A 15,791-nucleotide genomic window follows, 5' to 3' on the forward strand; every position below is an offset into this window, starting at 1 on the left:
AATCATGAATGTTTGAGAAAATACTCTTTTATTATTTCCTGCTCTCTCGATATGGAGCCAAACAGCGGAGACGCCTGCGGGAAAGCGAGACAGCCGAGACCCTGCAGGAGCGTAAGCGACGAAGCGGCTTGGCGCTCGCCCGCGGCAAGCGCAGCTGGTTGGCGAAATATCGGTTAAGGAAGGATCACCAATACAAGTTTTATCTTTCTCAGTTTGTGATGTCCGCTTAATGCTTATTTCCAAAAAATAAAAATAGAAACGCAAAAAACCGGCACAGGAAACCACTTTCCTGTGCCGGTTTTATTATTATGATTCAACTAAGATCGTAACAGGCCCGTCGTTGACCAGCTCGACGTCCATCATGGCGCCAAACACGCCGGTTTCAACCGTAAGCCCGTTGCCGCGCAAAGCATCGTTAAACATATGCCAAAGCGGTTCTGCAGCTTCCGGCCGTGCGGCTGATGTAAAACTAGGGCGGCGCCCTTTTTTAACATCGCCGTAAAGCGTAAACTGGGAAATCGACAAGATGTCGCCGCCATTTTCCAGAATGGACCAGTTCATCTTGCCTTCTTCGTCTTCAAACAGCCTGAGGCCGGCAATTTTATCCGCCACATACTTGGCGTCTTTTTCTGTATCTTCATGTGTGATGCCGACAAGCAGGACGTAGCCGGAATCGATGGCTCCCGTCACATTGCCTTCCACGGTCACACTTGCTTTTTTTGAACGCTGTAATACGACTCGCATAGCTCCTCCTTAATTCGTCACACGTTTGACCGAATAGACATCCGGTATTTGCTTGATCCGCTCGACAACCCGGTTCAAATGTGAGATATGCGGAATCATGATCGTCATATTGATGGTCGCGATTTTATCCGAGTTTGCCCGGCCGCTGACCGCCGTAATGGTGGTTTTCGTCTCGCTGACCATATGCATGACTTCGTTGATCAAGCCGGTGCGGTCGAAAGCTTCCACTTCAATATCGATATGGTAATCCTTTTTATCCGGAGCACCGGCGTTTTCCCATTCCACCGGAATCAGGCGGTCGGTCTGGTTGGACTGGACATTCGGACAATCCGCACGGTGTACGGAAACTCCGCGCCCTTTTGTAATAAACCCGATGATGCTGTCGCCGGGAACCGGATTGCAGCAGCGGGACAGGCGGATCATCATATTGTCGATGCCTCGGACTATCACACCGGATTCGGTTTGTTTAGCTGGGGTGTTCGTTTTCATTTCCACCGTCAGTTTTTCAAGGGCTTCTTCTTGTTCACGTTTTTTGCGCTGTCTTTCTGCCAGGCGGTTCACCACTTGCTGGGCGGTGATGCCTTGGAATCCGACTGCTGCGTACATATCGTCTTCTCCAGCAAAATTGAATTTCTCACAGACGCGTTTGATGTTCTCGTTTGTCAGTATTTCTTTCACCGGGAATTCCTGGGATTTGATTTCTTTTTCAATCAATTCTTTGCCTTTTTGGACATTGTCGACGCGCAATTGCTTTTTAAAGAATTGCTTGATTTTGTTTTTCGTCTGCGTCGATTTGGCGATTTTCAGCCAGTCGCGGCTTGGGCCGAATGATTGTTTCGAAGTCAGAATTTCGACAATGTCACCGGTCTTCAATTCGGTATCAAGCGGCACCATCTTGCCGTTCACTTTGGCGCCGATGGTTTTATTGCCGATTTCCGAGTGGACACGGTAAGCGAAATCGATTGGCACCGAACCCGCCGGCATCTCGATGACATCGCCTTTTGGCGAGAATACATAAACCATATCCGAGAATAAATCGTATTTCAGCGATTCCATGAATTCTTCCGCATTGTCTGATTCGTTCTGGAAATCCAGGATTTCACGGAACCAAGTCAGACGGGAATCCACTGTATTTTTCGGCATATCGACTTTTCTGCCTTCTTTATAAGCCCAGTGGGCGGCTACGCCGTATTCCGCGAGTCGGTGCATTTCTTCTGTGCGGATCTGCACTTCAAGGGGGTCGCCCTGCGGCCCGATAACAGTCGTATGCAGCGATTGATACAGATTTTGTTTCGGCATGGCAATATAATCCTTGAAGCGGCCAGGCATCGGCTTCCATGTCGAATGGATAATGCCGAGTACAGCGTAGCAGTCTTTAATGCTTTCGACCGTAACCCGCACTGCCAACAAGTCATAAATTTCGTTGAACTGCTTATTTTGCAGGACCATTTTTCGGTAAATACTGTAAATATGTTTCGGACGCCCAAAAAGATCCGCATTTATGCCAACTTCGTCGAGCTGTGTGCGAATTTCACCCATCACATTATTCAAGTATTCTTCCCGTTCCGTACGCTTCTTTTTCATGAGATTAACGATGCGGTAATATTGCTGCGGATTCAAATAGCGGAGAGCCGTATCTTCCAGCTCCCATTTGATCGTATTGATTCCGAGGCGATGTGCAATTGGCGCAAAAATTTCAAGCGTCTCGTTCGCTTTCATGCGCTGTTTCTCAACCGACTGGTATTTCAAAGTCCGAAGATTATGCAGACGGTCTGCCAATTTGATCAAAATGACGCGGATATCCTGTGCCATTGCGACAAACATCTTGCGGTGATTTTCAGCCTGCTGTTCTTCTTTTGACATATACTTGATTTTGCTCAATTTGGTGACGCCGTCAACCAGCATCGCCACTTCTTCATCAAAATCACGGACAATGTCTTCCCGGCTTACTTTTGTATCTTCCACGACATCATGCAAAAAACCGGCTGCAACTGTTGCAGGGTCCATTTGCAATTCAGCCAGGATTCCGGCAACTTGAACAGGATGGACAATATAAGGTTCACCGGATTTCCGGAATTGTCCCTCGTGGGCCTCCAATGCTACTTGGTATGCCTTTTTTATCGTTTCAACATGATCGGCATTCATATAAGACGCAACCATTTCGAATACGTCTTCAGGTGTCCTAACTAGATCTTTCGCCATAATTGCCCACCTTGCTTCTAATTTTTCGAAAAGTATATCTTATTATTATAAAAAACAATAGCCATAAAAGTAAAGCTTTGTTACTGCTGCTCCATCACTTTAATAAACGCCCGCATATAGTCAGGCAGATCCGGTGGACGCTGGCTGGATACTAAATGGCCGTCCACGACTACCGCGCTATCCACCCATTCGGCACCGGCATTCATCATATCGTCTTTGATGCCCGGCGTGCTTGTCACTTTTTTGCCAGTTAAAATCCCGGCGGAAATGAGCACCCAGCCGGCATGGCAAATCTGTCCGATCGGCTTTTTATGCTCGTCCATAAATTGGACAATATTCAGCACTTCCGGAAAACGGCGGATCTTATCAGGCGCCCATCCGCCCGGCACCAAAATCGCATCGTAATCTTTGGGGCTGATGTCTCCGTAAGAAAAATCCGATTCTGCCGGCACTCCGTACTTGCCGATATATTTTACATGGGCTTCTTCTCCAGCCAAATCCACTTGGGCACCTTCTTCACGGAGCCTCAGAATCGGGTACCATAATTCCAAATCTTCAAAATCATGATGGACAAAACTTAGAATTTTCTTGCCTTCTAATGCCACCGCCGACTCCCCCTTTATGGTCTGTTATCTTATATTTTAACGTTATTTACAGTAAATTGCTGATTTTACAGCTTATTTTGTTGAATAAATGGCGGAAATTCGACATTTTTCTCCATTAATTCGACAATCCTCCATTGCTTTCCTTTGTTTATTTATATAAAACTTGTATTCTTTTGCAGGCTGGCGAATCCGCTCAAAATATCAAGCCTGGTAAACTTTTTCCCGCTCGACGTTTTCCACAACCACTGACGTATGGCCTTGGCCGATTTTCACCGGCTTTTCCGCAGAACCGATGCACCGGATATTTTGTATGACTACCCGGTCTGCCCCTTGTTTGCCGCCTGCCACATAAATATCAGCAGAGGACTTTTTAAAGCCCACCACTTGGCCATTCGCCACTAAAACTCTTGCCGCTTTATACTGGATAGCTGCAACCGGGTTGCCTTGATACTCGTAATCCGGGTCACCGATAAACAAAAAGCGGTTGATCGCCACGTTTTTGAATCCCGAAACCACGAGCGCACGCGGCGCCGAGCCCGCATACATATCCGTAAACACCGGCGCCACTGATACCAGCCGCTGGGCAGCAATATTAAAAGCCGACAGCGACTGCGGATCTTCTGCCAAATGATGGCCGATATGGCGGAAATTGAACGACCGGTTGTCATTGACCGACAAATGGCCGGATATGAAAACGCCCGTTGCAGCGGAGCTGGTGGCATGCGCTTTGATTTCTACACCGCCGAAACAGCGTGCCGTCGAATTATTGAGCAGCCAGACAAAACGTGAGCCGTCATCGATTTCAATGCCGTTCGAATTGGAAAAGCCTTTCTTATGCGACCGTCCGCTCGGGTCGCAGAAATGCGAATTGGAGATGAATATGTAATCGCTGTGATGGGTCGTAATGCCGTCATCTCCAAAGCCGTAGCCGTTCACCTGATCAAGCCAGACGTAGCGGCTGCCACCACGTGCCCGCCGGCCATCACCGCCGTAATTGTAAATGGTGGAAGAGATATCAAAGCAATGCAGCCCCGGATTAACCGCGGCCACTTGTTTTACCCAGCCATATGTCACATTGGCAAATGTCAGACAGCTGGAGAAATTGTTGCCGGTACTCGTATTAGCCACATTGCCCAGCCGTTCGACGTTCCAGTCCAGCCCTAAATTTTCCACAGAAATATGATGGTTGCCTTTCACAAAGTTTTGGTTCGCCATCAAGCGCTGCCTTTTTGGAGCGTGGCCGTGCAGTTTTATCACAGTGGCGCCTTTTCCGACGCCGGCAATACGGGTCCAAGAAGGCAGTTCGAGTTTTCGCACGACATAAACCCCCGCCGGTACAAACACATCAACCCGGCCGCTGCCAAGGGCTTTTTGGAATGCCGCCGTACAATCTGTCGCACCGTCTCCGACCGCTCCGAAATCCTCGACATTCACCCGTCGCACCATCGCTGCTTCAAGTTCTTCATACTGCCTGTCAAGCCCTGGCTTCCATTCCGGCACAACGTCATCGCCTTCAACCCGTTCTAAATACTGGTATGGATCTTCAATCGAATGGTCTTCTGAAAGCAGCGACCACAACCGCTCCAGCCAGTTCTTTTTGTAGACCGTATTTTTTTCCGGAGCTTCTTCCTGTTTTATTTGGCGAAAAAGCCCTTGGGTTTCTTTTGTTGTTTCCTCGATTGACAACGAATCGTTTAAAATCGCTGCCAGCAATTCTTTGTTTTTCACAGGATCGTGGTACTTGCTTAACTGCATTTTCCATCACCTCTCCTATCCATACCCACCGGACAATAAAAAAATCCCTCCGCCTGGAAAAGCGGAGGGAAGGATTTAATACTGCATAAGAGTCATAACATCATAGCCGTCCAAATTCTTGCGGCCGTCCAAGTAAGTCAGCTCGATCAAGAATGCACAGCCGACTACAACGCCGCCCAGCTGTTCCACCAAATTGATGGTAGCGCCGATTGTGCCGCCAGTTGCCAATAAGTCATCTGTGATGAGCACTTTCTGGCCAGGTTTAATCGCATCTTTGTGCATCGTCAATACATCTGTGCCGTACTCAAGGCCGTATTCAGCGCGAATCACTTCACGCGGCAATTTGCCTTCTTTGCGGACAGGCGCAAAGCCGATTCCAAGCGCATATGCTACCGGGCAGCCGATGATAAATCCACGGGCTTCAGGTCCGACAATAATTTCAGCGCCGACTTGCTTCGCATATTCCACCATTTGGTCTGTCGCGTATTTATACGCTTCGCCGTTGTCCATGATGGTCGTGATGTCTTTAAATTGAATGCCTGGTTTTGGCCAGTCTTCAACAATTGTTACGAACTGCTTTAAATCCATAATTCTTCCTCCTTGGCAGATACCTTCGCATCAAACCACTCTTTTAAGTCTTTATAAGATGCATACAAGAGCTTCTGTTCCAAAGCGATTTGCTGCTGGCGCTTTTTATAAATCGGCGCTTCCGACAAATCACGTTTACTTGGAGTTTCCGCAATCTCTGTAAGTCCATTGTTAAGTGTAACAAAACCGAGTTCAAAAAACACCTGAAGCATGAAAAATAATGCTTCGCGCGTCCAGCCTTTATGTTTCGCCAGCTCATCACAATGCTTTTTAAAATCAAACGAACCTCGTTTTTTTATGAAAGAAAACAGCCATGCGAATTGGTCGCGCGTCGGAATCTGCTCAAAATACTGCGATTCTTTTGCATAGAAATGTGCATAAATCCGTTTCGGTTTGATATGCGCCAAGACGCTTGCCAGCTGTTCTTCCGATTCCGGCAAATCAAGCAGCACCAGATGGTGTTTCAGTGCCTCCTGATCTTTCAGCGTCTCCAGATTATGGATCGGCTGCTGCAGAAGCGTTTGGAAAACTGCAATTGTTTCCGGCTTGAACGCCAAATACACTTGATCTTTTTCTGGAATCAATTTTGACCAGCGCGATACTTGCCGGATGCCTCGGATATCGAAGAGCTGCCATTCGTCGGTCCGGACGTCCTCAATCATCAATTGCGGCTTTTTGCGGCCGTTCCATTCATTGATCTGCAAATCACCGATGACATCAATTTTTACGTCCGGCGTCAGTTCATCTCCGATCGAGCCAATGCCGAATCCGACCGCATCAATCGTTGCCGCGTTTTGAGCCAATTCCATTTTCAGGTGATTTTGAGCGGATCCGATTTTCCGGATTGACGCCACCGTCACTTCATCCAGGAAAAACTTCGGTTTGGCAAAACCCATGCCGAACGGCGCCAAATAACGCATCGATTCAATCGTCTCGATATCGATTTCCTCCAAGCGGACCGGAATATCGATTTCCACCACCGGCACCAAATCCTCTTCCGTCAAACTCGTTTCCGCTTGTTTGTTCAAACGTTCGCGCAGTTCATCGACGTCATCCATTTCAAGTGTCATGCCGGCTGCCATCGGATGTCCGCCGAAATGCGGCAGGATATCGCGGTTCGCCGCCAGTTCATTATACAAATGGAAGCCTTCGATGCTCCGAGCTGAGCCTTTCGCTTTGCCGGTTTCCGGATCCAGCGACAACACAATCGTTGGCCGGTAATATTTCTCCACTAATTTTGACGCCACGATTCCGACGACGCCCGGATTCCAGCCTTCCTGCGCAACCACAATGACGCGCGGCGCACCTTCCGGATAGCGCTGTTCCACTTGCGCTGCCGCTTCCTCGGAAATCTGTTTGACGATGCCTTGCCGCTCTTTATTGAGTACATCGAGCCCGCTGGCCAGACTCCGCGCTTCAGCTGCATCGTCCGTCAAAAACATTTGGACAGCAGGATCCGCATCCTGCAAGCGTCCGATGGCATTGATGCGGGGGCCGAACATAAAGCCGATTGTCTCTTCCGTAATTTCCCGCTGTTTGACTCCCGATACTTCCGACAATGCATTGATTGCCGGCCGCGGCGAATCACGGAGCGCTTCAAGGCCCGTTTTTACGAAAATGCGGTTTTCATCATGCAGCGGCACCAAGTCGGCAATTGTGCCGATGGCTACCAGTTCCAGAAGATGATCCGGCATTTCTTCATAAAGCGCCTGAGCGATTTTAAAAGCGACTCCGACACCTGCCAATTCACCGAAAGGATAATTCCCTTCCGGATGGCGCGGGTGGACAATCGCCAAAGCATTCGGCATGACTTCCCCGATGTCATGGTGATCGCTAATGATTACATCCATGCCTAAGCTATTGGCAAAATCGACTGCTTCCATGCCGGAAATCCCGTTGTCGACAGTGACGATCAATTTCGCGCCTTCGTCATAAGCTTGTTGGAACAACTCTTTATTCGGGCCGTAGCCATGCTTAAAACGGTTCGGAATTTTAAATGAGACAAGAGCCCCTAAATCTTCCAGAACCGTCATCATGACGGTTGTGCTCGTTACTCCATCTGCATCATAATCTCCGTAGACAACGATTTTCTGCTGCTCTTCAATTGCCTGGCGGATGCGCTGGACGGCTACATCCATGTCTTTCATCAAATAAGGATTATGTATTCCTTGTGCGTCCATGTTCATAAAATTGCGTGCTTCTTCAGCGGTCGTGATGCCCCGCGTCACTAATATTTTGGCCAAAACGGATGAAATGGATAATTCTTTCTGGATGGCTTGTACCAATCCCATATCAGGAGTTGTTAAGCGCCATCTCTTTTTGGATTCTATCATCAGCATTCACTTCCTTACCCGTTCATTATACAGAATTTCCGCGCAGACAAAAACCTTTCGGATTATTCTCCGAAAGGTTTGTTTTTTATCGTATCTGCCGATCATCCGTAACCACCATCGGTTCAGGGTGTACGTCGGCTTTTTGGTATTCCGCGATTTCATTTTGCTGAGTGGCGATCAATGATTCTTTTACGGCAATTTCTTTTTGGAGCGCTTTGACTTTTCGCTGCAAAGTGAATGTCCGGATAATGGCGACTGTACCGCTGAGAAGGAAACCTAAAAGAGCTGAGACAAGAATAACGAGAATTAGCGGCCACCGGTCTTGCCCGAAAATATAGTTGACCGGCACCGGATCTACGTTGGCGACAGCAAAAACCGCAATAATTACCGCGAAAACAAAACCTAATATAGCAAGCCATTGGTATTTCATGTTGTTCATCTCCTTTCGGTTAAATAAAATAATGAAACAGAAATATGGGCGAGGCGGCCAAATGCTTCCTCCGCCGCTGCATTCAAGACTTCGATTTCTTTCGGGTTAAATTCTTCCACGCATTAAGCAACGCTGATATAAGAAAACCTAAAAGAGCCGAGCCAAGAATAACCAGAATAAGCGGCCACTGGGCTTCCCCGAACAAGTAATTTACCGGTACAGGATCGATGTTAGCTACGGCAAAAACAATAATAATTACCGCAAAAATCAAGCTCAGTATAGCGAACGCGCGATACTTCATATTGCACATCTCCCTCCGTGTAAATAAAAAAAATGGAACAAGGTCATAAATTCTATACCCTGTTCCATTTCCTTTATAAACTTATCCCACTGAGTGAAGTTTTCTCTTTAAACAACAGGCTCGTCAGAACCCCATTTGTTCTTCTCTTCCAGTTTTTCGATATCGATCGGGCCTTTTTTCTTCAATTCGCGTTTTTTCAGCACAAACCACAACTGGGCAGCGATGAAAATAGAAGAATACGTACCGGCCACTAAACCGATTAACAAGGCAAGCGAGAAGTTAGTGATTGACGGCGCACCCCAGATTAGTAACGCAATAACAACCAGTACAACCGTTAGAACAGTGTTTACTGAGCGCCCAAGCGTCTGGCGGAGCGACTTGTTGACGATAATTGCCAATTGCTCCGATGAATCCACTTTTTTCATGCGCTTCAAGTTTTCACGGATCCGGTCAAACGTTACGATCGTATCGTTGATGGAATACCCGACGATGGTCAGCACAGCCGCGATAAATGTGATATCCACTTCAAGCCGCAGCAAGCTGAATACGGCAACGATGAAGAAGGCATCGTGCACCAGGGCCACAATGGATGCAACACCCATGCGCCATTCGAACCGGAGCGCGACATAAAGAATGATGCCGATGGAGGCAATTGCTAGCGCATATACTGCGTTTTTAGCCAATTCCTGTCCGACAGTCGGCGACACGGTCGAAATATTCGGTTCGTTGCCGAACTCGTCCATTGCCGCAGCTTTCAAGTTATTGATTTCTTCCTGGCTGAATTCCTCCACATAGCGGGTTACCCCGATATTGGATTGGTCACCCGAAATGACAACATCATCTGTCGGGTAGCCGTTTTCTGTCAGGAAGGTTTCGACTTGCTGTTTGGTAACCGCTGAATCCGACGTGATTTCAACGCGCGTACCGCTCGAGAAATCAATGCCGAGATTCAAACGGAAAATTCCGATGACAGCCATCCCCGCAATGATCAAGGCAATCGAAGCAATAAAGAATTTTTTGCGGTGCTTTACAAAATCATAACGGTCAAAACGAGTGGAAAGATCCAGGATCTCCAGATTCTCTTCCGGTTTATGGACAAGTGATTTTCTTAAGCCGAACAACCCTACTTTACCGTCCAAGATACCGCTATTGACCAATAATCCCAACAATAAGCGTGAACCCCAAATCGCTGTCAGGAATGAAACTAGAATTGAAATGATCAATAAAGTCGCAAACCCTTTAACGGAACTGGTACCGAAGATGAACAAGACGATTGCTGCAATCAGCGTCGTCACGTTGGCATCCAGAATCGCTGAGAACGAAGAAGCTGCCCCGGCTTTAAAGGAATCTTTGACGCTGCGGCCAATACGCAGCTCTTCACGGATCCGTTCATAGGTGATGATATTGGCATCGACTGCCATACCGACACCGAGCACAATCGAAGCAATACCTGGCAGCGTCAGAACGCCGCCGATCATTTCAAATGTCAGCAGTATCAGGTAAATGAAGACAGCAAGTGTAATTGCCGCAATGATACCCGGCAAACGGTAATAAATGATCATGAACAGCAACACAAGCCCAATACCAATGATTGCTGCCAGAATCGTCTGGTCAAGTGCCTGGGCACCAAATTGCGCTCCAACAGAAGTGGAGTAGATTTCTTCCAGGCTGACCGGTAAAGCACCGGCGTTCAAAATACCAGCCAAGTTCTGAGTTTCTTCTACTGTGAAAGAACCAGAAATTTCAACAGAAGAAGAGTTGATGCGTTCGTTCACTTGCGGAGCAGAAACGAATTTCGGATCCGGCTTCATGAGTTCCTCAGCATATGAATCGACGCCTTCTTCAAAATCCAGCCAAATGACCAGCACATTAGCAGGCGGCGGCAATTGAGAAATCTCACCGGTGATTTCCGCGAATTTCCCCGGATCATTCAATTCCAGAGTCACGACCGGCTGGCCGTTCTGGTCAAATGTCCCTGTCGCTCCGCCTTGCTTTAAGTCGCTGCCGTCCAGCATGACTTCGTCTTCCGCGTTGCGGAATGTCAAATTGGCTTCCGTAGACAATAGCTCACGGGCAGACGCCTGATCTTCAACGCCAGCCAGCTGCACACGGATGCGATCGTCCCCTTCAATCTGGATGACCGGTTCGCTGACGCCAAGAACGTCAATTCGGCTCATCAAAGCTTGAGAGGTATCCGCCAGAACTTCTTCCGTGATTTCCATCTCCGTGCCTTCAAGCGGCTTGACTTCATAGAGAACTTCGAATCCGCCCTGCAGATCCAATCCCAGTCTGATGTCTTTTGCAATGGGTAAACTCGTGGGAGCCATAATTCCTATTAATGCAATGATGATTAGGAAAAAGGCGATTATACGGCCTCTTGCTTTCATATGTAACTATTCCTCCTCAGTGTGAAAAACACAGCACTATCATTATGAAACAGCATCTTTATAGTGTCAAATAGAAGTAGGCTTTTTAGGAGAAGGCCTCAGCAGCTGCTCAAGTTCAGCCAAGTTCGCTTCTGAAAAGAAGTTGGCTCCCCGCAGTCCCTCGATTTGATGGAAAGCCACGAATTCCGAAGCAGTCATTTCCATGATGTCGTTGACCATTTCATGGAGCCTCATTTCGCCGATGTTTTTTTTCTTCCACTTTTTCTTGATGCAGTATTGCCACAATTCTTCAGGAGTCACAGTGTCGTATTGCAGGTAATGAAATTCTGAGCATTTGCTTTCCAACGCTGGCAAAACGATGTCGTATTGATCGGTAAAATTTAACATATATTAACTCCTTCCAAGCGTTCTTTTCCATTGTATCCCATTGCAGGAAAATTGAGAACAACGGCTATTTTTTTATTCCGGTTATTTTTCGTTGGAAATTTAAAGTTAGTGTTAAGATTCCTAAAGCTTTTGATAAATTTTCTTTACTAGATATATTGAGCTTATCTAATAAAAGCTAATTAATTTAAATAAGTGAAAAGCCTAACGGTGGATTTCTATTTATCTTCTCATAAATTAATGTTTTTTTCTAAGATATGGAGCAAAACAGCGGAGAAAACCGTACTGCTCCTGCGCAAGCTCGTCGCAAAGACTTAGCCTCGCAGGCTTCGGCTAATGTCTTGCCTGCGGGATAGCGAGACAGCCGAGACCCCGCAAGGAGCGAAGCGGCTGAGGAGGCTTGGCGCTCGCCCGCGGCAAGCGTAGCTGTTTTGCGGAATATCGTCATTAGAACTCAATGTCATTTACATTCCTCATTTTTATTCAAAAAAAATCGCCTTCAAAGTCGAAGGCGAGCTTTTCTTTAGACAGTTGTTTTAGATGAATCGATTACGCGTGCAATTGCCTGGCGTTCGAACTGCAGGCGAGTTCCGTCAGCAACAGTCAGGTAGATTGTTGTGTCATCCACAGCATCTACTTGGCCATGAAGGCCTCCGATTGTTACTACGCGGTCTCCACGGCGTAATTCCGATTGCATTGTAGCTGTCGCTTTTTGACGCTTTTGTGCAGGACGGATGATGAAAAACCACATTAACAAGAACATTAATAGTAAAGGTGATAATGCTACCAAAGTATCCATTTTTCAAATTCCCCCTTTCACTGTCTCTTTGTCTTTTAGAAATTCTTAGCGTTAGGCTTATTGAAACCATAAGCTTCAAAAAATTCTTCGCGGAAATCTCCCAGGCGGTCCTCACGAATCGCTTGGCGTACCTGTCCCATTAAGTTTAACAGAAAACGGAGATTATGATAACTAGTAAGTCTGATTCCGAACGTTTCATCTGCACGAATCAAGTGATGGACGTATGCGCGCGTATAATTTGTGCATGTATAGCAGTCGCATTTTTCATCGATCGGACCAAAATCACGTTTGAAAGCGGCGTTTTTGATGTTCAAACGGCCGGTGCTCGTCATCAGCGTGCCGTTTCGTGCAATGCGGGTCGGCAGCACGCAGTCGAACATGTCGATGCCGCGGATCGCTCCGTCAATCAATGAATCCGGAGAACCGACGCCCATTAAATAACGCGGTTTGTCTGCTGGCAGCAGCGGCGTAGTAAATTCCAATGCGCGGTTCATGACGTCTTTCGGTTCACCGACAGACAAGCCGCCGATTGCGTATCCGGGGAAATCAAGTGAAACCAGATCCCGCGCGCTTTGTTGGCGGAGGTCTTCGTACTCGCCGCCTTGGATAATGCCGAACAAGCCTTGGTCGTTTTTGCGCGCATGCGCTTCCAGGCAGCGTTCTGCCCAGCGGGACGTGCGTTCGACGCTTGACTTCATGTATTCATGCGATGCCGGGTAAGGCGGGCATTCATCAAACGCCATCATGATGTCAGAACCGAGATCGTTTTGGATCTCCATCGCTTTTTCAGGGCTCAAGAACAATTTGTCGCCGTTCATATGGTTGCGGAAATGGACGCCTTCTTCTTTGATGTTGCGGAATTCGCTCAGTGAAAATACTTGGAAACCGCCGGAATCCGTCAAAATCGGACGGTCCCAGTTCATGAATTTATGCAAGCCGCCTGCTTCCCGGATGACGTCATTGCCGGGACGCAGCCATAAATGATACGTATTGCTCAAAATAATACCGGCTTCCATCGATATCAGTTCTTCCGGCGACATCGTTTTGACAGTCGCCTGCGTGCCGACCGGCATAAAAGCAGGTGTTTCAAATGAACCGTGCGGCGTGTGGACAATCCCTAAACGCGCACCTGTTTGTTTACAAGTTTTAATGTGTTCATACCATACTGCTTCAGTCATTGGTGAGTCTCCTTTTTCTGTGGTTCAATGAACATCGCATCTCCAAATGAGAAGAAACGGTAGCGTTCATTCACTGCTTCGTTATAGGCGTTCAAAATCGCATCTCGGTTTGACAGCGCACTGACCAGCATGACCAATGTCGATTTCGGCAAATGGAAATTGGTGATCAAGCCGTCAATGGCTTTAAATTCATAGCCCGGGAAAATGAAAATATCAGTCCAGCCGCTGTCTTCCTGCAGCTCGCCGCCGAATTTATCCGCCACGGATTCAAGTGTCCGTGTGGAAGTGGTGCCGACAGAAATCACACGGCCGCCTTGTTTTTTCGTGTCATTGATCAACTCAGCCGTTTCTTGCGTAATGCGGTAAAATTCCGCGTGCATTTTATGGTCATCGATGGAATCAACCGATACCGGGCGGAACGTGCCAAGTCCGACATGCAGCGTGATAAACGCGATCTTGACGCCTTTGGCACGGATTTCATCCAGCAGTTCCTCGGTAAAATGAAGGCCGGCAGTCGGAGCCGCCGCACTGCCCCGTTCTTTGGCAAAAACGGTCTGGTAGCGGTCCTGGTCTTCCAGTTTCTCGCGGATATATGGAGGCAACGGCATTTCGCCCAGTTGGTCCAGTATTTCGTAAAAGATGCCGTCATAAATCATTTTAAAATGGCGTCCGCCGTGGTCAAGAATACCCGTACATTCCGCTTTCAAAAGTCCGTCGCCGAATGAAATCACAGTGCCGACTTTGACTTTTTTCGCGGGTTTCACGAGCGTTTCCCAGACGTCTTCCTCGATCTGCTTCAATAGCAGCAATTCGATATGGGCGCCGGTTTCTTCCTTGACACCCATCAAACGCGCCGGCAAGACGCGTGTATCGTTCAATACGAGCGTATCCCCTGCATGCAGGTAGTCTTTAATGTCGCGGAAATGGCGGTGTGTGACATCGCCTGTTTCTTTATTCATCACAAGCAGCCGGCTCGACGTACGGTCAAGCAGCGGTGTTTGTGCAATCAATTCTTCCGGTAAGTGAAAATCAAAATCGTTAACGTTCATGTCTAAAAACTTCCTTTATTTAGAATCATTCCGGCATTTCCATATTGAAATGCTCATAGGCCATCTGCGTTACGACACGGCCTCTAGGGGTCCGCTGAATAAAGCCGATTTGCAGCAAATACGGTTCGTAGACGTCTTCGATCGTCGTCGACTCTTCGCCGATGCTTGCCGCAATGGTATCCAGTCCGACCGGGCCGCCGCGGAAACGCGTCATCATGCCGGTCATCAATTTATGGTCAATATGGTCAAGCCCGAGCGGATCGACTTGCAGCATCTCAAGCGCTTGGCTGGCAATGTCTTCCGTTATGGTGCCGTTGCCGCGCACTTGTGCAAAATCACGGACACGCTTCAATAAGCGGTTTGCAATACGCGGAGTCCCGCGAGACCGGCGCGCGATTTCAACAGCCGCAATCGGGTCGATTTCCGCTTCAAACAGCTTTGAACTGCGCACCACGATTTCCGTCAGCGATTCAGTATCATAATAATCGAGCCGTGCATGGACGCCGAAGCGGTCGCGCAGCGGCGCTGATAACGCACCAGCGCGCGTCGTCGCCCCGATCAATGTAAATGGCGGCAAATCGAGCCGCACCGAACGCGCGGTCGGCCCTTTGCCGACCACGATATCCAAAGAGAAATCTTCCATCGCCGGATACAGCACTTCTTCAATCGAGCGGTTCAAACGGTGGATTTCATCGATGAACAACACATCCCCCGGCTCCAGTGACGACACAATAGCCGCCAAGTCGCCCGGGCGCTCAATCGCCGGTCCGCTCGTCATTTTCACGTTGACTTCCATTTCATTGGCGATCACCGTTGCCAATGTCGTTTTACCGAGTCCGGGAGGCCCGTACAAAAGTACATGGTCCAAGCTCTCCTGGCGCATCTTTGCCGCTTCGATAAAGATTTCCAAATTATGCTTCACTTTCTGCTGGCCGATGTACTGCGCCAAAAATTGCGGCCGCAGCGACTGCTCAAAGCGCTCGTCAAATTCAGAAATCTCGCCTCCGATTACCCGTTCCTCCATGCCGTTCGCCTC

General features: G+C 48.1%; 14 protein-coding genes. All 14 read right to left on the reverse strand.

Features of this window, described 5'->3' with window-relative positions:
* Positions 1 to 306: 306 nt before the first annotated feature.
* The gene (dtd, locus tag ACSFXN_RS08430) at positions 307 to 744 is read right to left on the reverse strand and encodes a D-aminoacyl-tRNA deacylase (RefSeq protein WP_437149682.1); all 438 of its coding nucleotides are present in this window, start codon (positions 742 to 744) and stop codon (positions 307 to 309) included.
* Positions 745 to 753: 9 nt separating this feature from the next.
* Positions 754 to 2,946 carry a RelA/SpoT family protein gene (locus ACSFXN_RS08435; protein WP_437149683.1) on the reverse strand — a complete coding sequence of 731 codons (2,193 nt, stop codon included), beginning with the start codon at positions 2,944 to 2,946 and terminating at the stop codon, positions 754 to 756.
* Between the two features lie 80 nt (positions 2,947 to 3,026).
* On the reverse strand, positions 3,027 to 3,551 hold the full coding sequence (locus ACSFXN_RS08440) for a type 1 glutamine amidotransferase domain-containing protein (RefSeq protein ID WP_437149684.1): 525 nt from the start codon (positions 3,549 to 3,551) through the stop codon (positions 3,027 to 3,029).
* Between the two features lie 201 nt (positions 3,552 to 3,752).
* Complete coding sequence (locus ACSFXN_RS08445) at positions 3,753 to 5,306, reverse strand: glycosyl hydrolase family 28-related protein (RefSeq protein ID WP_437149685.1); 1,554 nt, start codon at positions 5,304 to 5,306, stop codon at positions 3,753 to 3,755.
* A gap of 75 nt (positions 5,307 to 5,381) precedes the next feature.
* Positions 5,382 to 5,894, reverse strand: a complete 513-nt coding sequence (locus ACSFXN_RS08450; RefSeq protein WP_300992500.1) for an adenine phosphoribosyltransferase — start codon at positions 5,892 to 5,894, stop codon at positions 5,382 to 5,384.
* Entirely contained in the window at positions 5,885 to 8,227 is a 2,343-nt protein-coding gene (gene recJ / locus ACSFXN_RS08455) for a single-stranded-DNA-specific exonuclease RecJ (RefSeq protein WP_437149686.1), read from the reverse strand. The genes ACSFXN_RS08450 and recJ overlap by 10 nt, the downstream gene beginning before the upstream one ends.
* 85 nt (positions 8,228 to 8,312) lie before the next feature.
* Positions 8,313 to 8,657 carry a LapA family protein gene (locus ACSFXN_RS08460; RefSeq protein WP_300992496.1) on the reverse strand — a complete coding sequence of 115 codons (345 nt, stop codon included), beginning with the start codon at positions 8,655 to 8,657 and terminating at the stop codon, positions 8,313 to 8,315.
* 82 nt (positions 8,658 to 8,739) lie between these two features.
* On the reverse strand, positions 8,740 to 8,958 hold the full coding sequence (locus ACSFXN_RS08465) for a LapA family protein (RefSeq protein WP_437149687.1): 219 nt from the start codon (positions 8,956 to 8,958) through the stop codon (positions 8,740 to 8,742).
* Between the two features lie 107 nt (positions 8,959 to 9,065).
* On the reverse strand, positions 9,066 to 11,345 hold the full coding sequence (secDF, locus tag ACSFXN_RS08470) for a protein translocase subunit SecDF (protein WP_437149688.1): 2,280 nt from the start codon (positions 11,343 to 11,345) through the stop codon (positions 9,066 to 9,068).
* Between the two features lie 66 nt (positions 11,346 to 11,411).
* Positions 11,412 to 11,732 carry a post-transcriptional regulator gene (locus ACSFXN_RS08475; protein WP_437149689.1) on the reverse strand — a complete coding sequence of 107 codons (321 nt, stop codon included), beginning with the start codon at positions 11,730 to 11,732 and terminating at the stop codon, positions 11,412 to 11,414.
* Between the two features lie 520 nt (positions 11,733 to 12,252).
* Positions 12,253 to 12,528: a preprotein translocase subunit YajC gene (gene yajC, locus ACSFXN_RS08480; protein WP_437149690.1), complete on the reverse strand. Its 276-nt coding sequence runs from the start codon at positions 12,526 to 12,528 to the stop codon at positions 12,253 to 12,255.
* Positions 12,529 to 12,563: 35 nt separating this feature from the next.
* Entirely contained in the window at positions 12,564 to 13,706 is a 1,143-nt protein-coding gene (tgt, locus tag ACSFXN_RS08485; protein ID WP_437149691.1) for a tRNA guanosine(34) transglycosylase Tgt, read from the reverse strand.
* Positions 13,703 to 14,755 (reverse strand): tRNA preQ1(34) S-adenosylmethionine ribosyltransferase-isomerase QueA, encoded by a 1,053-nt coding sequence (gene queA, locus ACSFXN_RS08490; RefSeq protein ID WP_437149692.1) that lies wholly within the window; start codon positions 14,753 to 14,755, stop codon positions 13,703 to 13,705. Before queA ends, tgt begins: the two co-directional genes overlap by 4 nt.
* Before the next feature lie 25 nt (positions 14,756 to 14,780).
* Entirely contained in the window at positions 14,781 to 15,779 is a 999-nt protein-coding gene (gene ruvB / locus ACSFXN_RS08495; protein WP_300992480.1) for a Holliday junction branch migration DNA helicase RuvB, read from the reverse strand.
* Positions 15,780 to 15,791: the final 12 nt, after the last annotated feature.

It is taken from the genome of Planococcus sp. 1R117A, from assembly GCF_051417975.1.
GTDB lineage: Bacteria > Bacillota > Bacilli > Bacillales_A > Planococcaceae > Planococcus > Planococcus shenhongbingii.

Coding starts and splice junctions, on each gene's coding strand:
- dtd (WP_437149682.1), bottom strand. CDS start 744: ATGCGAGTCGTATTACAGCGTTCAAAAAAAGCAAGTGTGACCGTGGAA.
- ACSFXN_RS08435 (WP_437149683.1), bottom strand. CDS start 2,946: ATGGCGAAAGATCTAGTTAGGACACCTGAAGACGTATTCGAAATGGTT.
- ACSFXN_RS08445 (WP_437149685.1), bottom strand. CDS start 5,306: ATGCAGTTAAGCAAGTACCACGATCCTGTGAAAAACAAAGAATTGCTG.
- ACSFXN_RS08450 (WP_300992500.1), bottom strand. CDS start 5,894: ATGGATTTAAAGCAGTTCGTAACAATTGTTGAAGACTGGCCAAAACCA.
- recJ (WP_437149686.1), bottom strand. CDS start 8,227: ATGATAGAATCCAAAAAGAGATGGCGCTTAACAACTCCTGATATGGGA.
- ACSFXN_RS08460 (WP_300992496.1), bottom strand. CDS start 8,657: ATGAAATACCAATGGCTTGCTATATTAGGTTTTGTTTTCGCGGTAATT.
- ACSFXN_RS08465 (WP_437149687.1), bottom strand. CDS start 8,958: ATGAAGTATCGCGCGTTCGCTATACTGAGCTTGATTTTTGCGGTAATT.
- secDF (WP_437149688.1), bottom strand. CDS start 11,345: ATGAAAGCAAGAGGCCGTATAATCGCCTTTTTCCTAATCATCATTGCA.
- ACSFXN_RS08475 (WP_437149689.1), bottom strand. CDS start 11,732: ATGTTAAATTTTACCGATCAATACGACATCGTTTTGCCAGCGTTGGAA.
- yajC (WP_437149690.1), bottom strand. CDS start 12,528: ATGGATACTTTGGTAGCATTATCACCTTTACTATTAATGTTCTTGTTA.
- tgt (WP_437149691.1), bottom strand. CDS start 13,706: ATGACTGAAGCAGTATGGTATGAACACATTAAAACTTGTAAACAAACA.
- queA (WP_437149692.1), bottom strand. CDS start 14,755: ATGAACGTTAACGATTTTGATTTTCACTTACCGGAAGAATTGATTGCA.
- ruvB (WP_300992480.1), bottom strand. CDS start 15,779: ATGGAGGAACGGGTAATCGGAGGCGAGATTTCTGAATTTGACGAGCGC.